Annotated in this window: 17 protein-coding genes; 7 read left to right on the forward strand and 10 right to left on the reverse strand. The window is 68.5% G+C overall.

Annotated features, from left to right (window positions below; translation table 11 throughout):
• Positions 1–28: 28 nt before the first annotated feature.
• The 5 genes from HEP73_RS17725 to HEP73_RS17745 all read right to left on the reverse strand — a co-directional run bounded on the left by HEP73_RS17725 (position 29) and on the right by HEP73_RS17745 (position 5357).
• Positions 29–958 carry a DUF6607 family protein gene (locus HEP73_RS17725; RefSeq protein ID WP_185820939.1) on the reverse strand — a complete coding sequence of 310 codons (930 nt, stop codon included), beginning with the start codon at positions 956–958 and terminating at the stop codon, positions 29–31.
• A 45-nt stretch (positions 959–1003) separates the two neighbouring features.
• Complete coding sequence (locus tag HEP73_RS17730) at positions 1004–1600, reverse strand: ChuX/HutX family heme-like substrate-binding protein (protein WP_185820940.1); 597 nt, start codon at positions 1598–1600, stop codon at positions 1004–1006.
• Between the two features lie 6 nt (positions 1601–1606).
• On the reverse strand, positions 1607–3823 hold the full coding sequence (locus tag HEP73_RS17735; protein WP_185820941.1) for a TonB-dependent hemoglobin/transferrin/lactoferrin family receptor: 2217 nt from the start codon (positions 3821–3823) through the stop codon (positions 1607–1609).
• A 173-nt stretch (positions 3824–3996) separates the two neighbouring features.
• Entirely contained in the window at positions 3997–4197 is a 201-nt protein-coding gene (gene hemP / locus HEP73_RS17740) for a hemin uptake protein HemP (protein WP_185820942.1), read from the reverse strand.
• Positions 4198–4385: 188 nt separating this feature from the next.
• Positions 4386–5357 (reverse strand): aldo/keto reductase, encoded by a 972-nt coding sequence (locus HEP73_RS17745; protein WP_185820943.1) that lies wholly within the window; start codon positions 5355–5357, stop codon positions 4386–4388.
• Between the two features lie 201 nt (positions 5358–5558).
• Between HEP73_RS17745 and HEP73_RS17750 the strand changes: the two genes are divergently transcribed.
• The 5 genes from HEP73_RS17750 to dusB all read left to right on the forward strand — a co-directional run bounded on the left by HEP73_RS17750 (position 5559) and on the right by dusB (position 12471).
• Entirely contained in the window at positions 5559–6857 is a 1299-nt protein-coding gene (locus HEP73_RS17750; protein WP_185813833.1) for a NupC/NupG family nucleoside CNT transporter, read from the forward strand.
• 43 nt (positions 6858–6900) lie between these two features.
• A complete protein-coding gene (locus HEP73_RS17755; protein WP_179569391.1) occupies positions 6901–7854 on the forward strand; it encodes a ribokinase in 954 nt (317 codons plus the stop codon).
• A 97-nt stretch (positions 7855–7951) separates the two neighbouring features.
• Positions 7952–8557: a DUF4893 domain-containing protein gene (locus tag HEP73_RS17760; RefSeq protein ID WP_185820944.1), complete on the forward strand. Its 606-nt coding sequence runs from the start codon at positions 7952–7954 to the stop codon at positions 8555–8557.
• A gap of 465 nt (positions 8558–9022) precedes the next feature.
• Positions 9023–11371, forward strand: a complete 2349-nt coding sequence (locus tag HEP73_RS17765; RefSeq protein WP_185820945.1) for a glycoside hydrolase family 98 domain-containing protein — start codon at positions 9023–9025, stop codon at positions 11369–11371.
• Positions 11372–11472: 101 nt separating this feature from the next.
• On the forward strand, positions 11473–12471 hold the full coding sequence (gene dusB / locus HEP73_RS17770; RefSeq protein ID WP_185820946.1) for a tRNA dihydrouridine synthase DusB: 999 nt from the start codon (positions 11473–11475) through the stop codon (positions 12469–12471).
• A 310-nt stretch (positions 12472–12781) separates the two neighbouring features.
• Here dusB and HEP73_RS17775 read toward each other — a convergent pair whose 3' ends face one another.
• The 3 genes from HEP73_RS17775 to HEP73_RS17785 all read right to left on the reverse strand — a co-directional run bounded on the left by HEP73_RS17775 (position 12782) and on the right by HEP73_RS17785 (position 16961).
• Positions 12782–13855, reverse strand: a complete 1074-nt coding sequence (locus HEP73_RS17775; protein WP_185820947.1) for a metal-dependent hydrolase — start codon at positions 13853–13855, stop codon at positions 12782–12784.
• Between the two features lie 581 nt (positions 13856–14436).
• On the reverse strand, positions 14437–15246 hold the full coding sequence (locus tag HEP73_RS17780; protein WP_185820948.1) for a UDP-2,3-diacylglucosamine diphosphatase: 810 nt from the start codon (positions 15244–15246) through the stop codon (positions 14437–14439).
• Positions 15243–16961, reverse strand: a complete 1719-nt coding sequence (locus HEP73_RS17785; protein ID WP_185820949.1) for a lysophospholipid acyltransferase family protein — start codon at positions 16959–16961, stop codon at positions 15243–15245. Before HEP73_RS17785 ends, HEP73_RS17780 begins: the two co-directional genes overlap by 4 nt.
• 205 nt (positions 16962–17166) lie before the next feature.
• On the opposite strand from HEP73_RS17785, the gene metK reads away from it, so the two are divergent.
• Positions 17167–18378, forward strand: a complete 1212-nt coding sequence (gene metK, locus HEP73_RS17790; protein WP_185813843.1) for a methionine adenosyltransferase — start codon at positions 17167–17169, stop codon at positions 18376–18378.
• Between the two features lie 254 nt (positions 18379–18632).
• On the opposite strand, the gene HEP73_RS17795 is transcribed toward metK, so the two are convergent.
• Positions 18633–19874, reverse strand: coding sequence for a histidine-type phosphatase (locus tag HEP73_RS17795; protein WP_185820950.1), 1242 nt, complete (start codon positions 19872–19874; stop codon positions 18633–18635).
• 54 nt (positions 19875–19928) lie between these two features.
• Between HEP73_RS17795 and HEP73_RS17800 the strand changes: the two genes are divergently transcribed.
• A complete protein-coding gene (locus tag HEP73_RS17800) occupies positions 19929–20162 on the forward strand; it encodes a hypothetical protein (protein WP_185820951.1) in 234 nt (77 codons plus the stop codon).
• Positions 20163–20174: 12 nt separating this feature from the next.
• Here the strand turns inward: HEP73_RS17800 and HEP73_RS17805 are convergent, their stop codons facing one another.
• Positions 20175–22988 carry a TonB-dependent receptor gene (locus HEP73_RS17805; protein ID WP_185820952.1) on the reverse strand — a complete coding sequence of 938 codons (2814 nt, stop codon included), beginning with the start codon at positions 22986–22988 and terminating at the stop codon, positions 20175–20177.
• Positions 22989–23319: the final 331 nt, after the last annotated feature.

Here is a 23319-nt window from a genome sequence, read left to right on the forward strand (position 1 = left end):
CCACCCTGGCTCTGCGTCACAGCGGCGTTCAACGCTCGGCGGGCGCCGGCTCCACCCACTGCGCGAACACCGCGGCGATCTTGGTATCGGCCACCGGCTTGCCCTGCTGCACCGCCTCGGCCTGCTCGAACAGCGGCATGATCATCGCCATACCGTCGAGCTTGGTCTTCAGGTGCACGCCCGGCGGCTTGCCGAGGAAGGCGTCCCAGTGCGCGCGCACCTTGGCCCAATAGCCCTGCGTCGCCTTCCAGTAGTCGTAGGCCGGCTTGAAGTCGACCTCGCTGGTCTTGACGTAGTCGTTGAAGCCGAATTCGCGCGCGATCGGCTGCTGGCTGCCGTCGGGCTTGCGCAGCACCTTGGTATTGAACTGCTCGTGGGTCCAGCCGGCCGGGGTCAGGGTGTGCCGGTTGATCACCGCCAGCGCGTTGTAGTCGCTGCGCTTGGTGTATTCGCGGCGCGGCAGCGGACGCCAGCTCAGGTCGCTGGTCCAGGTCGGGTGGCCGTCGGCGTAGTCCCAGCGGCCGGTGCCGCAGTAGCGCGGCGCGTCGCTGACTTCGTACACGCACTGGGTCCAGGCGCCGCGGGTCGCGGCCGCGGCGAGCGGGCGCACCTGCCAGGTCTGGTCGGCGCTGAACTCGAAGCGCTGCGCCGCTTCGTAGCTCCAGTCCTGGCGCCAGTGCTTGGTCACGTGGCCGCTCTTGGTGTCGACCAGCAGATGCTGCAGCACCACCTTGCGCGGGCTGTCCTCGACCACGATCACCACTTCGTTGGCGCCGCTGCGCATCGCCGGCGCGCGCTCGTAACCGGGCTTGAGCAGGACGGTCTCGTCGAAGGCGAAATCCACCATGTACTCGCCTTGCATCGCCAGGATGCTGGTGCGGTCGCGTTGCGGATCGGCGTCCTGGGCGTGGGCCAGGCCGGTAGCGGCGAGCAGGAGCAGCAGAAGCGGTGATTTCATCGTCGTGGTCGGTCGCGATAGCTGAGGAAGAAAGGAGGAACGCGCTTACAGGCGCAGCAGCGGCCAGGGCCGTTGCGGATCGCGGCGCACGGCCGGCAGGCCGGCGCGGGCGCAGCAGCAGTCGTCGACCAGCACTTCGCCCTCGGCCGCTTCCAGCCGCGCGATGCGCCGGGCGATGCTGGCGCCCAGCGGCGACACACTGGCGACGCTGGCCGCCAGTTCGCCGTCGCTGGCGTGCAGGCGCAGCGCCCGCGCGCGCCAGCTGTCGCCGCTCAGGCGCCCGGCCACGCGTCGCCACAGACGTTCGGCGACGCCACCATCGGCGCTGCCGCTGTGCACTGCCGGCAATGCGGACAACAAGGCATCCCAGGCGACGAAATCGCTGTCCGGCAGCAGGTACAGGCGCCAGCAGCAGCGTTCCTGGCGATCGTAGAAGCACAGGCTTTCCAGCAATCCATCGCTGTCCACACCGAGCTGCGCGCCGACGCGCAGCGCATGGTTCCAGCCCATCAGTTCCGTGCCCAGCTGCGCGCGGTACAGGCACAGCACGGTGCCCAGCGCCGCCAGCTGCGCCGGACGCGGCAGCGGCGCGGATGCGGCGATCCGGGTCGCGTCGATGCTCGCTGGCGCCGCCTTGCCCATGCGCCGCTACCAGTCCAGCGCCAGGCTGACCGAGACGTTACGTCCGGCGCCGGTATAGCGGTCCAGCACGGCGTTGCTGGCCAGGGTCGCGCTGGGCAGATTGTTCCAGTCGATATAGCGGCGATCGGCCAGGTTGAACACGCCGACGTTGAGCCGCGCGCCGGGGGTGAAGTTCCAATGCGCCAGCAGGTCCAGCGTCGCATAGCCTGACGGCGTGTAGTACGTCGCCGACGCCGGGCGTTTCTTCTTCGCCACGAAGCTGCCGACCAGTTGCGCACCCCAGGTCTCGCGATCGTAGGCCAGGCCGAGCACGCCGCGCAGCGGATCGATCGAGTTCAGCGGCGTGGCGTCGGTCTTGTTGTCGCCGCGCGCATAGGCGGCGCTGGAATGCAGCGACCAACCGGCCCAGCGCGCGTCCAGCGCGCCGAAATCCACGCCGGCCTTGGCCTCCACGCCCTTGATCACCACGTGATCGACGTTGCGCGACTGGTACAGCATCAGGCCGTCGGCGTTGTAGCCGACGAAGCTGTAGGACTCGATGAAGTCGCGGTAGTCGTTGTAGTAGCCGCTCAGGCCGAAATAGCCTGCCGCCGCGGTGTAGCGCAGGCCCAGTTCGGCGCCCTTGCTGGTCTCCGGTTTCAGGTCCGGATTGGCGATGGCGGTGTAGCCGAACTGCAGGTTGGTGAAGCCGATGTTGACGTCGTTGTACGGCGGCGCGCGGAAGCCGTGCGCGTAGTTGGCGTACAGCGACCACGCGTCGTCGATGCGCCAGATCGCGCCGAGCTTGGGCGAGACGTTGCTGTCGGTGACCTTCTCCGCGGCCACGCCGGGGTTGTCGACGGCGAAGATCGCATCGACCTGCGGCGACAGCCGGTAGTAGTCCACGCGCACGCCCGGGATCAGGCTGAAGCGGCCGTCGGCCAGGCGCATCTCGTCCTGCAGGTAGGCGCCGGCCTTGGTGGTCTCGGTGACCGGGAAATCGCGCACCGGGAACGTCTCCACGCCCACCGTCTTGCTGATCGCGCCGGTGCTCAGGTTTTGCGCGTAGCCGTCGCGCTTTTCATGGGTATCGCTCCACGACAGGTCGATGCCGTAGCTGACATCGTGGACCACGCGGCCCTGGTCCACCTGCTTGTGCAGGTTGGCCTGCAGCCCGTACAGGCGCTGGTCGAAGTCGTGCTCCATGTGCCGCAGGGTGTTGTTGCTGCGGCGCTCGTCGGTGCGTTGCAGGCTCTGGCTGTCCTGCCGGTACAGCTGCCACTGCAGGTCGTCGGCGAGCAGCGTGTCGAGCTGGTCCACCTCGTGGGTCAGCGACACGCGGGCGCGGGTCTGGTGGTCGCGGCCGCGCTGCGACAGGATGCTGAAGGTGACGTTGCTCAGCGCATCGATGCTGGAGTAGTCCTCGTTGCCTTCCACGGTCAGCTTGAAGCGCTGGTTCGCGCTCGGCGCGTACACCAGCTTGCTGAGCAGGCTGCGGCCGTCGCTGCTGAGCGGATTGGGCGCGGTGCGCGTCGCGCCGGTGCTGCGGTTGTCGCCCTGGGTCTCGCTCTCCTGGCCCTGGCGGTGGCTGACCGCGGCCATGCCGCTCCAGCGCTCGCCGCCGAACGCGACCAGCGCGCCGGCGAACAGGCCATCCCATTCGCTCTCGTAGCCGAACTTCAGCCCCACGTAGCTGTGCTTGCCCGGCGCCAGGTAGTCGGCCGGATCCTTGGTCACGTAGGCGACCACGCCGCCGAGCGCATCGGAGCCGTACAGCGAGCTGGCCGGTCCGCGCACGATCTCGACGCGCTTGAGCGTTTCCATGTCGACGAAGTTGCGGTTGGCGTTGAGATAGCTGCCGAAGCTGAAGGTGTCCGCGACCGGGATGCCGTCGGTCAGCATCAGCACGCGGTTGCCGTCCAGGCCGCGGATGCGGATGCCGCCGACGCCGCTGAAGCGGCCGCTGTTGCCGGTGACCGAGACGCCGGGGCTGTAGCGCAGCAGGTCCTTGAGGTCGTAGACCAGTTCCTGGTCCATCTGCTCGCGGTCGATCACATCGACGCTACTGGGGACATCGACGATGGCGCGCTGGGTGCGGGTGGCGGTGACCTGCAGGCGGTCGAAATCGCGCGGCGTGGCGGAACTGGCGGCATCGACTGCATCGGTGGCATCGACGGGTGCGGCATGCGCGCAGGCGGCCAGGGCCAGCCACAGCGCGCCGGTGAGCGGAGCGGTACGGATCATGGAAGTCATCGGTGGGTCGCGAAAAAGTCCCGGCCACGCCGGCGCGAGCCGGCGCAAGGGCCGAGGAGAGAAACGGTCGCGACTGCGGGCGGCCGCGGCGGACCCATCGGGTCCGGCCAGGTGGCGGCAGTGTCGAGCGGGTGGCCTGGCCGCGCGCTGCGCGGCCGGCCGGCTTACTTGGTCAGGATCAGCTTGTCGTTGCTGGTATGGCGCAGGCGATACACGCGATCGCCATGCTGGATCAGCACTTCGCGGCGCCCCTTCAGCAGCGCTTCGCTGCTGATCGTCTCTTCGACCGGGACCGCGCGCGGCAGCGCACGCTCGCGCAGGCTCAGGATTTCGGGGTGACGCAACAGGACGGGTTGAGCGGTCATGGTCGGGCTCCGTACACAGGGGTCGATACGGATGATAATGATTCTCAATAATTAAGCAAGAGCCGTTCTCGTTTGCGGCAATTCAAGCTGCGAATAGAAACACGAACTTCGACAGTCCCGACGAATCGATCGTTACGCACGGCTCGCGCGAGCCGTGCATCTGCCTTCTCGCCGAAAGCGCAGCCGGCTCAGGCCACCGCCGTCTCGACCTGTGCCCACCACGCCGCATCTTCGCGCGCGGCCAGCTGCAGCGCGTCGAAGTTCTGCAGCAACTGGGCGACGCGGCTGGCGCCGAGAATCACCGTGGACACGTGCGGGTTGCGCAGGCACCAGGCGATCGCCAGCGCCGCCGGTGCCACGCCTTCGGCGGCCGCCAGCGCGGTGAAGCGGCGCGCGCGCTCCACGCGGCGCTGCGCCGGCGGCCCGATCACCTCCTCGTGCAGCCAGGCGTTGCTCGCCTGGCCCAGGCGCGAGGCCGGGTCGATGCCGTCGTTGTACTTGCCAGTCAGCAGGCCCGAGGCCAGCGGCGACCAGATCGTGGTGCCGAGGCCGAGTTCGGCGTACAGCGGCGCGTATTCCTGCTCCACGCGCTCGCGGTGCAGCAGGTTGTACTGCGGCTGCTCCATCGACGGCCCCTGCAGGCCGAGCGCCTGCGCCACCTGCGCCGCTTCGCGGATGCGTTCGGCCGGCCATTCGGAGGTGCCCCAGTACAACACCTTGCCCTGCCGCACCAGCGCGTCCATCGCGCGCACGGTTTCCTCCACCGGCGTGTCGGGGTCGGGACGATGGCAGTAGTACAGGTCCAGGTAGTCCACTCGCAGCCGCTTCAGCGCGGCATGGCAGGCGTCGGTGACGTGCTTGCGCGACAGCCCGCGCTGGGTCGGGCGCGGCGCGTCGACCGCGCCGAAGTACACCTTGCTGGACACGCAATAGCCGTCGCGCGGCAGCCGCAGGTCGGCGATCACATCGCCCATCACCTGCTCGGCGCGGCCGCGCGCGTAGACCTCGGCGTTGTCGAAGAAGTTGACCCCGTGGTCCCAGGCGGCGGCGATCAGGTTGCGCGCTTCGTCGCGGCCGATCTGTCCGCCGAAGTTGATCCAGGCGCCGAACGACAGCGCCGACAGCTGCAAGCCGGTGGCGCCAAGGCGACGGTAGTGCATGCGAATTCCTCCTGCGGTGCGAGCCGGCGCACGTGGCCGGCGGGCGGCCGCACAGTGTAGCGAGGCGGCCGGCACGCGCCCGCAATCCACGCGCCGCCTTGATCGGCAACCCATTTCCGGCGCTGAACGGGGTTTACCTTGCCGCCCGTCACCCCCTGCACTACGCTCCCTCTCTTTGGTCCGGCGATCCAGGGGAAGCAGATGGTCGAGGGTTTGGGGAGGATCGGCTTCGGCCTGTTCGGGTTGGCGGTGCTGATCGGGATCACCTGGTTGTTCTCGAACAACAAGCGCGCCGTGGATTGGAAGCTGGTCGCGACCGGCCTGGTGCTGCAGATCGGCTTCGCCTCGCTGGTGCTGTTGGTGCCGGGCGGGCGCGAGGTCTTCAACTGGCTGGGACAGCTGTTCGTGAAGGTGCTGAGCTTCGTCAACGAAGGCTCCAACTTCATCTTCGGCAGCCTGATGGACACCACCAGCAACGGCTTCATCTTCGCCTTCCAGGTGCTGCCGACGATCATCTTCTTCTCCGCGCTGATGGGCGTGCTCTACCACCTGGGGGTGATGCAGGCGGTGGTGCGGGTGATGGCCTGGGCGATCACCAAGGTGATGCGCGTGTCCGGCGCCGAGACCACCAGCGTCTGCGCCAGCGTGTTCATCGGCCAGACCGAGGCGCCGCTGACGGTGCGCCCGTACATTCCGAAGATGACCGAATCCGAATTGCTGACGATGATGATCGGCGGCATGGCGCACATCGCCGGCGGCGTGCTCGCCGCCTACGTGGGCATGCTCGGTGGCAGCGATCCGGCGCAGCAGGCGTTCTACGCCAAGCACCTGCTGGCGGCGAGCATCATGGCCGCGCCGGCGACGCTGGTGGTGGCCAAGCTGCTGATCCCGGAAACCGGCACGCCGCTGACCCGCGGCACGGTCAAGATGGAAGTGGAGAAGACCACCAGCAACATCATCGACGCGGCCGCCGCCGGCGCCGGCGACGGCCTGCGCCTGGCGCTGAACATCGGCGCGATGCTGCTGGCCTTCATCGCGCTGATCGCGCTGGTCAACGCGCCGCTGACCTGGCTCGGCGACGCCACCGGCCTGGCCGCGGCGATCGGCCGCCCGACCAACCTGTCCACCATCTTCGGCTATGTGCTGGCGCCGATCGCCTGGGTGATCGGCACGCCGTGGGCGGATGCGACCACGGTCGGCTCGCTGATCGGGCAGAAGGTCGTGATCAACGAGTTCGTCGCCTATAGCGAGCTGTCGAAAATCGTCAAGGGCGAGATCCCCGGCATGCAGCTCAGCGAGGAAGGCCGGCTGATCGCCACCTACGCGCTGTGCGGCTTCGCCAACTTCAGCTCGATCGCGATCCAGATCGGCGGCATCGGCGGGCTGGCCCCGGAGCGGCGCCAGGACCTGGCGCGGTTCGGCCTGCGCGCGGTGCTCGGCGGTTCGATCGCCACCTTCATGACCGCCACCATCGCCGGCGTGCTGTCGCACTTCGGCTGATGCGATGTCCCTTTCCCCAGTAGTTGAGAAGCAGCACATGCCTATGAGTTCGGTCATCGTCGTCGGTTCGTTCAATGTCGACCACGTCTGGCGCTGCGAAACCCTGCCCGCCCCTGGCGCCACCATCGCCGGCCGCTACAGCACCGGCCCCGGCGGCAAGGGCTTCAACCAGGCGGTGGCGGCGGCGCGCGCCGGCGCCCGCACCACCTTCGTGTGCGCGCTCGGCGACGATGCCGGCGGCGCGATGGCGCGCGCGCTGGCGGCGCAGGACGGCATCGACCTGGCCGCCGAGGCCAGCACCGAGCCGACCGGCACCGGCGGCATCTACGTCGACGGCCACGGCCGCAACACCATCGTCATCGGCGCCGGCGCCAACGCCGCGTTGAGTCTGGGCTTCGTGCAGGCGCAGCGCGCGCTGCTGGGCTCGGCGCGGGTGCTGCTGGCGCAGCTGGAATCGCCGATCGAGACCATCGAGGCGACCCTGGCGCTGGCGCGCGAGACCGGCCTGACCACCGTGCTCAACGCCGCGCCGGCGAATGCGCAGACCAGCATCGGCCTGCTCAAGCTGGCCGACGTGCTGACCCCGAACGAAACCGAGTTCGCCGCACTGCTGACGCGTCATGTCGGCGAGCGCGTGGATGCCGACGACGTCGCCGCCACCGATGGCGGCAGCCTGCACGCGCTGTGCCGCAAGCTGCTGCCGGGCGGCACCGTGGTGGTGACGCTGGGCGCGGTGGGCGCGTTCATCTCGCACCCGGAAGAGCGCCAGCGCGGCGATACGCAGCCGTACTACCGCATCGGCGCCGAGGCCGCGCAGACCGTGGACACCACCGGCGCCGGCGATGCGTTCAACGGCGCGCTGGCGGCCTCGCTGGCGCAATCGCCGAACGCCAGCTTCGCCACCCATGTGCGCTTCGCCAATCACTACGCGGCGCGTTCGACCGAAGCCGAAGGCGCTGCCGCGTCGATGCCGCGACTGGTGCCCGACGCCGGCTGAGCCGTCCGTGCCGATGGCGGCACCGTTCCCGTTCACCCGGACCACTGAATCCACCGCCCGTCGCCGCGACGGGCCCGCATCCTCGAAGGAGTTTTCGATGCCCCGTTTTTCCGTCATGTCGTTCGGCGCGCTGTGCGTGCTGCTTGCCCCGCTGTCCGCTCTCGCTGCGCAGCGCTGCGACTGGAACAGCACGGCAGCCGACGCCGACCGCGCCGCGGTGACCGTCTCCGCGGACAGCCTGCAACAGGCGATCGCGCCGCACTACGACGATGCCGACCAGGAAGACGGCGCAGCGCTGGCGCGCACGCTGCTGCAGCGCGCGCAGTCACCGCAGCTCCCGGGCAAGCTGGAAGGCCGCTGGAAGGTGCGCTCGATCCAGGTCGACCAGCGCTTCGCCTATGCCTACCCCTACTTCAAGGCCGAGATCGCGCGCGATCCGTGCGGCTATCGCCTGAGCAAGACCAGCGGCTCGCAGCGCCGCAGCGGTACGCTGTATCCGCTGGCCAAGGACAGCCGCGAGTTCGCGTTTCTCGGCGCCAGCACGGTCAACGACGATCCGCAGGGCCACTACGCGCCCGGCAACGTCTCGGACGGCACCAATGGCAACAGCGTCGGGCGCCTGGTGGCGCTGGGACCCGACGAACTGCTGCTGATCCTGGACGGCAACGGCAAGGGCTTCGAGCTGTACCAGCTGATCCGCTGAAGCACGCGGCCATTGCCGCGCATAGCGCCTGCCCGGTGCCGATAGTCCGATGGCCCGGGCATTGTTTTTCGCGCAGTCATCGCTGCCGCGACTGCGGTGACATCGCGCTGACATCGAATCGCGGCATCGTGCTGCAGCGGCATTGGTGGCGTGCGGCAGCCATCGCAATTTAGCTTCTCGCGCATCGCCGCAGCGCAATGCTGACGCGTCGTCTCGCCGCAATCGCATCGCTGCCTGCGCATGCGCACAACGCTCGTGCGCGTCCGCCAGCCTCGCCACGCACTACCCAGCAAGCATCCATGGTCGATTTTGCAAACACCGATGCGGAACGTGCGGGTATTCGCATTCGCGGCAACGCGTCCTTGCTAGATTCACCGGCGCTCGGCAGTCGCGCGTCCTCTGGCGCACGGCGAGCGCCGTCTGCGTGCTCGCGTCGACCATCCCTCTTCCTAAATGGATCATCCGATGAAGATGCACAGAGGATTGAAGCAGTATGCGTTGCCCTGCGCATTGCTCAGCGTCCTGTTGAGTTCTTGCGGCGGCGACATCGACGGCGGCGACGATGCGACTGCGCCTGACGTGACGCCCCCCCCGCCCAGCGCCTGGCCGGTGATCTCGCACCCGAAGACGGACGCGCCAAGCACCACGTCCCCCGATACCCAAGACACGCCCGACACATCGTTGCGCCGGCCGCTGTCGCCACACCAGCCGATGTTTCTGATCCATGCCGACACCTGGAACGAAGCCGATCCGCAGAAGATCATCGACCTGATTCCGGCCGACCTGCGTCCCTACACCGTGCTGCTGATCTCCCTGTCCATCAACCACCAGGGCGCCACCGGCAATCAATGCAATTGGATACAGGTGGAGAACGGCCTGGAAACCGCGCGCTCCTGGATCAAGACCGCGGCGGCCAATGGCGTATGGGCGATGATCCAACCTTCCAGTGGCGGCTTCAGCCACCTTCCCGACTACGCGCCGAATGCGGACCTGGAAGCGACGGCCTACGGCGAATTCTTCCGCGACTACCCCAACTTCATCGGTTTCAACTACGCCGAACAGTTCTGGGGATTCGACCAGCCTTGCTCGGGTTCGCCCGCGCAACGCTGGGAACATTGGGCCAACCTGCTCAAGCTCACCAACAAGTACGGCGGCTATCTGGACGTGAGCTTCACCGGCGGCTTCTACGGCGCCGGCATCAATCCGTTGGCCATGGTCAAGCGCAACCAGATCTTCAGGAACGCCCTCGGCGCCTATGCCAAGAATTTCATCATCGAAGAGAAATTCACCTCCAATTACGGCTACCACGACAACGAGAGCGTGAGCCTGGGCATGTTCCTGTCCGGCTACGCGGGCCACTACGGCACGCGCCCTGACCGCACCGGCTGGTACAGCAGCGACGGCAGCAGCTATCCGGTGCAGGCCGGTTCGCCGCACCTGATCGAGCACCTGACCTTCACCGGCGAGACCGTCTTCGACGGCCCCGAGCAGATCACCCTGGATGCGGTGCACACCCTGCCGAACGCGACCACCGCCGACGGCTACAAGAGCCGCCGCTGGGAGTTCTACCCGCATTTCCGCAACATCCAGCTGGACATCTACCGCAAGATTCTGGACGGCACGCTGCGCATCCTCAGCCGCCAGGAAGTGATCGACCGCTCCAAGGTCGTGATCGTCAACGACACCACCACCGGCGACGACAGGAACCTGTATTCCTCGCCGGAAACGCTGTTCTCCGGGTTGTACCTGCTGGACGGCGACGGCACCTACCTGAACCAGCACAGCTGGTACAAGAAGACCGGGCGCTATCCGGCCATTCCCACCGTCTGGCAGCTGACCGACGCCACCGCCAAGTCGTTCAAGGTGCAGATCGCCAAGACCGCGTATGCGGCGCGCTGGCCGACCATGACCGCCAAGCTCGACGAACTCAATGCGCTGTTCCCGCAGGAATACACCGGCACCATCTACGCCGGGCGCCAGGACAACACCTGGGTCACCTACAACCCGTCCAAGGCCAACCAGGCCGCCAACGGCACCATCCCGCTCAAGTACAACAGCTGCGCCGCGGTCAGCGTGAACTACGCGCCCTACAGCAGCGGCGTGATCAAGGAATTCCCCGACAGGCTGTCGATCTACCTGAGCAACTTCGACTCCCCCGATGGTGCGTTGAAGACGGACACGATCGATATCGACGGCGCCACCACCACCCCGACCTACACCTTCGCCGATCGCGGCGATCACCAACCCAGCAAGGTGACCAGCGTGGCGACGGCGGACGGGCTGACGCTGAGCGTGGCGCACAATGGGCCGCTGGACATCACCGTGCACTGCACCGGCAACGCCAGCGGCCGTGCGACCTCCGCACCGGTCGCGAGCCTGCAGGCGCCCGCCGCGCCGCCCGCCTACACCGGCGTGCAGCAGTACGAGGCGGAGAACTTCGATTTCCGCAACATCCGCAGCCTGGTCGCCAATGGCGTCTCCGGGCCGCTGCGCAACTACCAGGGGATGGGCTACGTCGACTTCGGCACCGGTGCCGGCGCCAGCATCCGCAACGATGTCCGCATCGCCAGCGCCGGCACCTACCAGTTGCAGACGCGGTATTCGACCGCCGGTGCGAGCATCGGCAACGTGGACCTGTACGTCAACGGCATCAAGGCCGGTACGCCGGCGTTCGCGCAGACGACCTCGGCCAGCGACTGGGCGACGCTGCAGCAGCCGGTGACGCTGAATGCCGGCAGCAATCGGATCGAGTTCCGCGCCAGCGCGGCCCGGCCGGCGGCGCTGTACCTGGACAACATCCGCCTGTCGCACTAGCGGGCGTTTCGCGGCGCGCCGGGCAAACGGCGCGCCGCCAGTCGCCTCGACATCGGCGCCACGGGGAGGCAGCGCGGTTGCCGCCCCGCTACACTGACCGCATGCGCATCGGCCCCTACACGATCGAACCGAAGGTGATCCTGGCGCCGATGGCCGGGGTCACCGACAAGCCGTTCCGGTTGCTGTGCAAGCGCCTGGGCGCCGGCCTGGCGGTCTCGGAGATGACCATTTCCGACCCGCGCCTCTGGCAGACCCGCAAGTCGCTGCAGCGCATGGACCATGCCGGCGAGCCGGACCCAATCAGCGTGCAGATCGCCGGCACCGAGCCGCAGCAGCTGGCCGAGGCGGCGCGCTACAACGCCGACCACGGCGCGCAACTGATCGACATCAACATGGGCTGCCCGGCGAAGAAGGTGTGCAACGCCTGGGCCGGCTCGGCGCTGATGCGCGACGAGGCGCTGGTGGCGCGCATCCTCAGCGCGGTGGTGAACGCCTCACCGGTGCCGGTGACGCTGAAGATCCGCACCGGCTGGGATTGCGACCACCGCAACGGCCCGGCCATCGCGCGCATCGCGCAGGACTGCGGTATCGCCGCGCTGGCCGTGCACGGCCGCACCCGCGACCAGCACTACAACGGCCAGGCCGAATACGCCACGATCGCGCAGATCAAGGCCGCGCTGCGCATCCCGGTGATCGCCAACGGCGACATCGACTCGCCGCACAAGGCCGCGCAGGTGCTGGCCGCAACCGGCGCCGACGCGGTGATGGTCGGCCGCGCCGCACAGGGCCGGCCGTGGATCTTCGGCGAGATCGCGCACTATCTGGCGACCGGCGAACTGCTGCCGGCGCCACCGCTGCAGTTCGTGCGCGACACCCTGCTCGGCCACCTGCAGGCCCTGCACGATTTCTACGGCGAAGCGCAGGGCGTGCGCATCGCGCGCAAGCACCTGGGCTGGTACGCCAAGGACCGCCCCGAGAACGCGGCGTTCCGCGCGGTGGTCAACCGCGCCGAAAGCGCGCAGGCGCAGCTGGCGCTGACCGCCGACTACTTCGATGCACTGATCGCCGGCGTGCCGCCGGCCTTGTCCGCCGCGGCCTGAAGGACCATCCCGAGAACGCGACCGTTCAGCGCGGCGGTCAACCGCGATGAAACTGCACGGGCGCAGCTGGCGCTGACCGCCGACTACTTCGACGCGCCGATCGCCGGCGTGCCGCCTGCGTTGCCTACGGCGGCCTGAGCGCCGCCACCGAATTTGCATTATTCGCGCGGACGGCATTTCCGGGATCGAACCGGCGCAGTTGCCGCAATAGGCGCGCTTGCGCGATAAGCACGCGTTCCTCCGCTCGAGCAGGCATGGTCCGCATGTTGCCGAACAGCGGCGCGACAGGACTGCGCCGTGCCCACCGTGCTCAGCCTGGGCCAGAATGCGGCGGCGCACCGACCGGGGTCGCTGTGGCCGGTTCGGCCCAAATCCGCCGCCACATTTTCGCCAGCGCCGCGCCGATCTGCCCGCGCGCAACCGGGGCGCGATACGCAGCCTGCAATTGGCGCGGTTCGATCGCCTGCCAGCCATCGCCGTGCTGCCGCGCCACCGCGAAGTTGAAGTTGTAGTCCGGCTCCAGGCCCATGCGCAGGTCGCTGAGCACCAGTTCGCCGTCCTTGACCTGTGCGCGCATGAAGCCGCGGTTGAACCAGGCCAGCCGCTGCACCGCCGGCAGCGCGCGTACTTCGCCCAGCGCCTGGGTGTTGGAGGGATAGCCCTGGAAGCGCATCGGCCCGTGGTCGGCGACCAGCGAGCGCTCGCCGATCACGTAGCCGCTCGGGGTCATCGCCACCACCCGCCACAGCAGCGTATTGAACGGCATCGGCACCGAGAAGCGCGGCGCGTGCTGCAGGCCCATCGCCGCCAGCGCGCGGTCGGCTTCGCGATCGACCAGGTGCTTGGCCAGCAGCGACCAGCCCAGGTAGGCGCTGCTTAGGATCAGCCCGGCCAGCAGCGCCTGCTGCGCCACGCGCCGTGCGCGCGCCCACCAGGCGATGGCGCAGGCCAGGATCAGCCACAGGGTGTAGCCCGGATCGACGATGAACACGCTGGACCACATCGCCGGCGGCGGCCGCAGCGGCCACCACAGCTGGGTGCCGTAGACGGTGAATGCGTCGAGCAGCGGATGCGTGATCAGCGCCAGCTGCATCGCCCAGAACCAGCGCCGCGGCGCTGCGGCGACGCGGCCGTGACCGAAGCGCCGGTACAGCCACCAGATCAGCCAGCCGAGCAGCGGCAGCACGAACAGCGAATGGCTGAAGCTGCGATGCACCGTCATCAACGTGACCGGGTCGCGGGTCAGCGGCAGCAGGAGCAGCGAATCGAGGTCGGGCACGGTACCGAGCGCGGCGCCGGCCAGCAGCGCGGCGCGGCGATGCGCGGCCGGGGCGATGGCCGCGGCGATGGCGCCGCCAAGTACGATCTGGGTGAGGGAATCCATCGGCCGATGCTAGCAGGCGATGGGGCATGGGCGATTTGAAGAAAACCGTCACGCGGCTGTTGCTTGCAAGGTACTTGCGGCCAATCCGCCGGGTGCACTGTAGGAGGGGCTTCAGCCCCGACCGGTTCCCAAGCCGGTAGGCATGTCGCCTTCGTTCGTCGCGGCTGAAGCCGCTCCCCCAGGATTTGCGGTGCGCCGGCCAGGTGCACTATGGGAAGGAGCTTTGCGTGGCCTTGGGGCGTCAGACCAGACTGGTTCCGAAGTCGGCAGGCATTCTGCTTCGTTCGTCGCGGCTGAAGCCGCTCCTACAGGGGCTTGCGGCAGGACGGCTGGGCGCATTGTGGGAGGGGCTTCGGCGCCGATGGCGTACGACGCCGGAAGTTCTACCGCTCCGCTCGTCGCGACTGAAGCCGCTCCCACAAGGAGCGCTGCACGGCGAACCCGGCATTTGTGGGAGGGACTTCAGTCCCGACTGCATACAGGCTGGCAAACGTTGTCGCTTCGTTCGTCGCGGCTGAAGCCGCTCCTACAGGTAACGCCTGGCGGCGGGTGAGAATGCCGCCGTCGCAACTATCACCCGATCACGCCGCCTGCGGCAGGCGCAACACGCGCGGTGCCAGGGTCTCGAGGACCTGACCGGTATGCGACAGCAGTTGCAGCCGGCCCTGGTGGTCTTCGCTCAGCGCGGTCAGGCTCTCGACCCAGTCGCCGTCGTTGGCGTAGATCAGGCCGTCGCGTTCGAACAGGCCGGCGCGGTGCACATGGCCGCAGACCACGCCGTCCAGGCCGCGGCGGCGCGCGTCGTCCAGGCCGGCGCCGACGAAGCGCTCGATGTAGCGCTCGGCGGCGCTGCTCTGCCGCTTCAGGTAGTCGGCCAGCGACCAGTAGCGCATGCCGAAGCGGCGGCGCACGCGGTTGGTCAGCTGGTTGCCGGTGAGGATGCGGTAGTACAGCCAGTCGCCGAACTTCTCCTGCAGGCCGCCGAACTGAGTGACCGCGTCGTAGTCGTCGCCATGCACCACCAGCAACCGGCGGCCGTCGGCGGTCACGTGCACCGCGCGCCGGCGCACCTGCATCGCCGGCAGCGCCAGGCCGCAGAAGCGGCGGATCGGGCGGTCGTGGTTGCCGGGCACGTAGATCAGTTCGGTGCCGCCGCGCGCCAGCGCGTGCAGCGCATCGATCACGCGCTGGTGCGCCGCGCTCCACACCGCACGGCGCTGCGCCATCCACCAGAAATCGACGATGTCGCCGACCAGATACAGTTGCTTGCACTGCAAGCCGCCGAGGAAATCGGCCAGTTCGCGCGCATGACAGTGCGGCGCGCCCAGGTGCACGTCGGACACGAACACCGCCCGGCGCGGGGGCGGAGACAAGCTGCTCACATTGTTCATGCCGTCACCTCTGCTTCGCTACGTGGCCGTTCCAGGTAGCGCATGCGCTTCTTGCTGCGGATGCGCTGCAGATCCAGTTCGATCAGGCCATCGACCGCGTCGTTGAACGCCGGATCCACGCCGAAAGCGAGGAAGCGCGCGCCGCCCGGCTCGCACAGCTCGGTGTACTGCTTGTAGAGCATCGGCACCGCCGCGCCGAGCGCGTCCAGGTTGCCCTTGAGCACCTTGAACGCGGTGTCCGCGTCCAGCGCGTCGAACGCCGGTGGCGCCTGCGAATAGTCGAACGGCCGCGCCGAGGCGGCTTCGCCCAGCGCGTCGCCGTAGTAGCGCGCGTAATAGGCCACGATCTGTTCGCGCGCCTGCCGCGGCAGCGCCGCGCTGATCGAGACCGCGCCGTACAGGTAGCGCACCTGCGGGTAGTCGCGCAGGTAGGCGCCGATGCCCTGCCACAGGTAGTCGATGCTGCGGCTGCCCCAGTAATCGGGCACCACGAAGCTGCGGCCCAGCTCCATGCCGGCGGCGATGCGCGGCAGCAGCGCTTCGCCGTAGCGGAACAGGCCGGCGGTGTAGAAGCCGGCCAGGCCGCGCTCGGCCAGCACCGGCGCGCCGCGGGCCACGCGATAGGCGCCGACCACGCGCGCGGCGGCGCCATCCCACAGCACGATGTGGTCGTACCAGGTGTCGTAGTCGTCCAGGTCCAGGCGCCGGCCGGTGCCCTCACCGACCGCGCGGAAGGTCAGCTCGCGCAGGCGGCCGATCTCGCGCAGCAGCGCCGAACCGGCGCGCAGCCGGCCCACGCGGATCTGCTTGCCGTCCACGGTCTGGCCAAGGCTGCGCAGCGCCGCGAATTCCGCCGCCACCGCGGCCGGATCCTCGGCCGCGACCAGCGGTTCCTCGCTCGGCGCGGGCGCGTCGGCGCCGGCGCAGCCCAGCGCATACAGCTCGCGGCGCAGGCCGCGCATCAGTTCGGCGTCGGACTGGCCCTGCGGCAGCGCGCGGGCGTGGCCCAGGCTCAGCGCAATGCGCCGCTCGCGGCGGGCGAACATCTCCCGCGCCAGCAACGCGGTGCCGGCCGGCTTGAACAGCGCCGAGGCGCCGTAGAACAACGCCGAGTTGCGCGCATGAATGCGCACCGGCAGCACCGGGGTGGCGGTGCGCAGCGCGAAGCGGGTGAAGCCGCGGCGCCAGCGCCCGTCGGCCACCCCGCCCCAGCCTAGCCGCGACACTTCGCCGGCCGGGAACACGATCACGCACTGTTCCTGCTCCAGGGCCTGCTCGATCGCGCGCACGCTGGCCGGCGACGGCGCGCCGCCGAGGATGCGCACCGGCAGCAGCAGCTCGCGCAGGCCTTCCAGCGCCCACAGGAAGTCGTTGGCGACGATCTTCACGTCGCGCCGCACCTGCCCCACGCAATCCAGCAACGCCAGCGCATCCAGCGCGCCGGAGGGGTGGTTGGCGACGATCAGCAGGCGCCCGCGTGCCGGAATGCACTCGGCGGGGGTCGGCGCGACCACATAGCGCGCCTGCAGGAAATCCATCCCGGCCTGGACCAGGGCGAAGCCGCGCAGCTCCTGGCTGGCGTCCAGGAACGCGTCCAGCGCGTCCAGGCCCGACCATTTCTGCAGGCCACGCAATAAGGGCCGCACCAGCCGCGAGCGGCGCCCGGCGAACCAGTGCGGGTAGCGATCCTGCAGACGACGTTCGAGTGCGAGCACGGCAAGCCCCCTTGCTGACTGCGCACAGCTTCGGCCCCCGCGGCGACACCGATCTTGCAATATGACTACGGCAAAGTGACGCCCGCGGCCCCGCCGGCTGACCGGTTAACCTTGCCCAACGGCGGCGGGGCCACAATGCAAAGCACCGCGCGCCCGTGTATCATGCGCGTCCATCTTTTCATCCGAATACAAGGATATAGCCGCGATGTCCAGCTATCTCTTCACCTCCGAGTCGGTCTCCGAAGGCCACCCGGACAAGATCGCCGATCAGATCTCCGATGCCGTGCTCGACGCGATCCTGACCCAGGACAAGCGCGCGCGCGTGGCCTGCGAAACGCTGGTCAAGACCGGCGTGGCGATCGTCGCCGGCGAAATCACCACCAGCGCCTGGATCGACCTGGAAGCGCTGACCCGCAAGGTGATCCTGGATATCGGCTACAACAGCTCCGACGTCGGTTTCGACGGCGAGACCTGCGGCGTGCTCAACCTGATCGGCAAGCAGTCGCCGGACATCAACCAGGGCGTGGACCGCAAGAAGCCGGAAGAACAGGGCGCTGGCGACCAGGGCCTGATGTTCGGCTACGCCACCCGCGAGACCGACAGCTTCATGCCGGCGGCGATCCACCTGGCGCACCGCCTGGTCGAGCAGCAGGCCAAGGTCCGCAAGAAGAAGAACTCGCCGCTGGCGTGGCTGCGCCCGGATGCCAAGAGCCAGGTCACCCTGCGCTACGAAGACGGCGTGGCGACCGCGATCGATGCGGTGGTGCTGTCCACCCAGCACGACCCGGACGTCAAGCAGAAACACCTGGTCGAAGCCGTGCGCGAGGAAATCCTCAAGCCGGTGCTGCCGGCCAAGTGGCTGCACAAGGGCACCAAGTTCCACATCAACCCGACCGGCAAGTTCGTGATCGGCGGGCCGGTGGGCGACTGCGGCCTGACCGGGCGCAAGATCATCGTCGATACCTACGGCGGCTGGGCGCGCCACGGCGGCGGCGCGTTCTCCGGCAAGGACCCGTCCAAGGTCGACCGTTCCGCGGCCTATGCGGCGCGCTACGTGGCCAAGAATGTGGTCGCCGCCGGCCTGGCCGACCGCTGCGAAGTGCAGGTCTCCTACGCCATCGGCGTGGCCGAGCCGACCTCGATCTCGGTCACCACCTTCGGCACCGGCAAGATCGCCGACGACAAGATCGAGAAGCTGATCCGCAAGCACTTCGACCTGCGCCCGTTCGGCATCCTGCAGATGCTCGACCTGATCCACCCGATGTACCAGCAGACCGCCTCGTACGGCCACTTCGGCCGCACCCCGAAGGCGTTCACCTACACCGACGGCACCGGCGCGCAGCACAACGCCACGGCGTTCTCGTGGGAAAAGACCGACCGCGCCGACGCGCTGCGCGCGGACGCGAAGCTGAAGTAAGCCGGCTCGCCCGCGCTTGCACGAAAACGGGCCGCATCGCGGCCCGTTTTTTTTGGTTGATCGCGGCGGCGGCTGATGAAGACGTCGTCATCCAGCGCGCGATCCGCTCTTTGTAGGAGCGGCTTCAGCCGCGACCGGACGTTCCCGGTGACGCTCGGTCGCGGCTGAAGCCGCTCCTACACAGGCGGCGGCAACCCCGCGGATACGTCATGCGGCGGCGCAGCCAATGCGCCTGCTGCCGCAGCGGCGCCAGCTCAGCCGCGCCGCTGCAACGCTTCCTGCAACACCTTCTGGAACTGCTGCAGCGTGCACAGCTGGGTCTTGGGGTCGCTGCAGCCGGGCACATGCAGGCTCTGCAGCAGCGGCGGCTTGCGCAGGCTGAGCGGGGTGAGCTCGCGCAGCTGGTCTAGCGATTGCGCCTGGTAGCGCAGGCGCACGTAGCGCTGGCCGCTGCGCGCGTCGCGCAGTTGCTCGAGCACCAGCGCGCCGCCCGGCGGCGAATCGTCCCGGCCAAAACCCGGCAGATGGAAATGCAGGTCGAGCAAGCCGCTGAGCGCGGCGATATGGGTATCGCTGGCGACCAGCACGCTCAGCTTCGGCGCGTCCGCCACGCCCAGCGTGTCCAGCACCCGCCGCGCCAGCGGCGCGCCGGCGCGCGCGGCCATGTACTGCGGCCGCGCGTAGATCTCGAACAGCAGCGCATGCAGCCGCGACACCACGCCGATGCGTGCGCGGGTGGCGCGGCCCCAGCCGACCTGGTCCAGCGGCAGGCCTTCGGCGTATTGCAGGATGAACACTTCGGCGGTGCCGGAGGTCAGGTCCAGCGGACCGTGCATGGCGATGCCGCGGCCGTTGGCGCCGGCACTCAGCGACGACGGCATCTTCGCGAAATCGCAGTCCTTGGCGCTGCAGCCGAGGATCTGCCGCATCGTGCGCAGTTCCTTCGCGTACGGCGCGAGCACCGCGCCCGGGCCGCCGGTCTGGCGCTGGATCGACGCCACCGCGGCGTCCGCATCGAAGTCCACCGCGCCGGCCTCGACCGGACGAAACAGCGGATCGTCGCTGCCTTGCGGCTGGTGCCCGGCCTGCAGCCCGCAGCCCGGGGCCAGCGTCTCGGCCAGGATCTGCGCGCTGGCGATGGTGCGCTGGTCGGTGTTGGCGTAGACGCTGACCGCGCCGTCGGCAGGGCAGCCGGCGGCCGGCAGCACGCCGTCGCGGACCAGCCATTGCCGGGTGTAGTCGCCGCTCAGCTGCACGGCCACGCGGCCGTGCGCGGTGAGCAGGCTCGCCGGCGTGTTCCACACCGGCCACGGACGGTCGGCCAATGCCGCCGCCGCGGCCTCGCCGTCCAGCGGCGCACGCACGCCGTGGCGGAACAGCATCACCACCTGCTCGACCTGCAATTGCGGCGCAGACGCTTCGCGCGCAGGCCGCGCCTGCGCGCCGGCGGTCGCCGCCAGCGCTACCAACAGCATCCAACGCATCCGCTTGCTCATCGTCGATCCAGGAAAAAAGGGGGGGGAATTATCCGCTGCACGGCGCGCATCGCCATGCATGCCGACCCGATTGCAGCGCGAGTCCGTGGCGCTGGCGAGTCGGTCGCCAAGCCGTTGCAGGGAAGACGCACCCGTGGCGTCGTCGCTGCCGATCCGCTGCGCATCCAACGCCATTACCAATTGCGCGCGCCAGCCATCATGCGCCCGCACCACGTGTCGGTTAACTGCATGCATGCCGACACGCGCCGCGGCGACATGCCGCGACGCGCGAGGGAAACCGGCCTGTAGCAGGCCGCCGGCTCAGAACGTGTACTTCACAGTCAGCAGGCTGGTGCGCCCGGCATCGACGATGTCCGAGATCGCCGTGCTGTTGCGGCCGACGTGCGCCCAGTAGCTCAGGCGATTGGTCAGGTTGGCCACCGACAGGTCGGCGCGCAGGTGCTCGTTCACCGCGTAACCCACGTGCAGGTCGACGCGGGTGATCGGCTTCACCCACAGGTCGTCCCAGCTGGCGCCCTGGTCCAGGTAGTCGTAGGCCGACACGTATTCGCCCGAGTAGTGGTAGCTCAGGTTCACCGACAGCGGCCCCTTCTCGTAGAACAGCTCGGCATTGGCCATCAGGTCCGGTGCGTTCTGGATGCGCTCGTCGTGGAAGCCGGTCATGCCCAGGTCGACACGGGTGGACTGGCGGGTGACGTTGGCGCCGATGCCGAAGCCGTCCAGCGGTGCCGGCATGCCCTGCAGGGTCTGCCGCACTGCCGCTTCCACGCCCAGCACCTTGCCGTCGCCGCCGTTCTGCGGACGCACGTAGCGCACGCCGGTGGTGTCGGTGTTGGTGCCGGCATTGGCCGCGTCCGAGCCGTTCTCGTAGATGTAGTCGGACAGGCGCTTGTAGTAGCCGGCCAGCATCGCGTGGCCGCCGACGCCGTTGTCCCATTCGCCGGAGACGTCGACGTTGACCGCCTTGATCGGCTTCAGATCGGGATTGCCTTCGGTGATGGTGGTCTTGCCGTCGCTGGACACGTCGTAGTTGGAGCCGCCGCCGAGCTGCACGAACGCCGGGCGCGTGTAACTGGTCCACACCGAGGCGCGGTACACCGCGTTGGCGTTGCCGGGGCGGTAGTTCAGGAACACGCTGGGCAGCGGCACGTCGTAGCTGGTGTGGTTGTTCTGGAAGTAGCCGGCCAGCTCGTTGCCGCCGCTGTCCTTGGGCATCGTCCAGTAGGTATTGCGGATGCGGGTCTGTTCGAAGCGCACGCCGGGGATGATCTCCAGATCGCCGGTCTTGAACGTAGCCATCGCATACGCCGCGGCCACCGCCTCGGTGCCGCGCATGGTCGCGCAGTTCTGGTTGTTGATCGCCAGGCTGCCGCAGGTGTCGAAGCTGTCCGCGGTCAGGTACTTGGCGATCGAAGCCTTCAGCGCCGAGTTGCTCAGCTTGACCGTCGGGTAATCGTACTTGCCCGGATACACCGAGTCGTAGCTGCCGCTGACCAGGCCGCTGTTTTCCAGCAGGGTGCCGTCGGCGAACTTGCCGGTGGTCCAGTCGCGCGAGGTGTATTCGCGCGAGCTGTCCACGTACTTCACGCCGAACTGCAGGCTGCTCAGCGCGCCCTCGTCGAAGTCGTAGCGCGCGTCGAACTTGGCGCCGCCCTTCTTCTGCCCGCTATAGGACTTGGTCAGCTGGCCGTGGCGGCGCGCGTACAGGCTACCGATGTCGCCGGCCTGGTTCTGCATCGCGGCGGTCAGCTGCGGCACCGGGAAGCCTTCGCTGTCGTAGCCGATGAAGCTGTTGGCGCCGTACGGAAACTGGGTGGACGTGTATTGATCCACGCGCGCGGAGACTTCGATGTGGTCCGGGCGATCGTTGTCGCCGTAGCCGTAGAACAGGTTCGGCGACAGCGTCCAGTTGCCGAGCTGCTTGTCGGCGCCGAACTGGAACGTGGCGATGTCGGCCACTTCCGGGTTGGTCTCGTACCAGTAGCGCACCGCGACGCGGTCGATCTGCGGCTGGTATACGCCGGTGCTGCCGATCTGGGTGTAGCTGACGCTGGCCGGCACGAACTGCGTGTAGCCGGTGTTCTGCTCGGTCTTGGCGTAGGCGTAGGTCGCCCGCGCATACAGCTGCAGGCTCGGATCCACATGCCAGTCGAAGGAGACGTTGCCGCCGTAGCGCTTGGTGTCGCCGCCGGAATAGCCGATGTTGGTGCCGGTGGACTGCAGCGAATCTTCCGCGTCGTAGCCGGACGCCAGTGCACCCTTGGCGGTGGTGCGGGCGAATTCCCACGAACCGTCGTTGCGCGCAGCGGAAGCGCTGGCCACTTCGCTGTTCACGTAGTGGCGCTCGTCGTAGTAGGCGCTGGCATAGATGCCGAACTGGTGCTCGCTGCCGAACTTGGCGTGGAACTCGCCGGCCGCGCCCTTGCCCAGGCCGCTCTCGTCGTAGTCGCGGGCGCGGCTTTCCATGCGTCCGCTGGCGGTGATGCTGCCGCCGATCGCGTCGCTGTAATCGAAGCCGCTGGGAGTGCGGTAGTCGATGGTGCCGCCGATCGCATCGCCGTCCATCGCCGCGGTGGAGGTCTTGTTCAACACGATGGTCTGCAAGCCCGAAGGCGGCAGCAGGCTCAGCTGTACGCTGCGGCTGTACGGCATGCCCTGGGCGACGTTTACGCCGTTGATCAGGTTGACGTTGTATTCGGCGTTGAGGCCGCGCACCGAGGCGAACATGCCCTCGCCGCGCGCGGCACCGTCGACGCCGCCGAAATACGACTGCCCGGTGTTGACCACGTTGACGCCCGGCAGCAGACCCAGCGCCTCGGCGATGTTGTGCACGGCGGTGTACTTCAGGTCGTCGGCAGACAGCACGTTGGCGGTGTTGCTGGCCGCTATCTGCATGTCGGCGGCGGTGTAGCGGTTCGCCGCGACGGTCACGGTCGACAGGGTCTGCGCGTTGCCTTTGGCGGCGGCTGGCGCGGTGTCGTCGCCGGGGTTGTTCTGCGCCTGCTCCTGCGCGGGGTCTTCGGCATGGGCGGCGGCGGCGAGGGCCAGGCTCAGGGCCAGGGCGATGGATCCGGCAAGCCGGTGCGGCCTGGCGCGGTGCGATGCGTGGTTCATGGACATTCCATCAGGACGTGGGGTGGTGTCCCGGCACGCGACGACGCCGCGGCCGGAGAAGGCAAAGCACTGCCCGTATCGCCGGCGTCGAGCCGGCAACTGGGCGAACATCTGGGGGAGTTCCGTGTCGGAGCTGAGCCGTGCGAACTGACGGCCCGTTAACAACTGCGGCGCAGTGTGTGCGTCGATGTTTACAGACGCGTGACGGAGTTCATAGGTGAACGGAATGCGATACGCCGGTGATGCATACACGTGCGTATTGCAGGAGCGCATGGCTGCGGCGCCTTTGCCGCTGGCATCCGGCGCACCATAAACGCCACTGTAGGAACGG

Source organism: Xanthomonas sp. GW (genome assembly GCF_014236815.1).
Taxonomy (GTDB): domain Bacteria; phylum Pseudomonadota; class Gammaproteobacteria; order Xanthomonadales; family Xanthomonadaceae; genus Xanthomonas_A.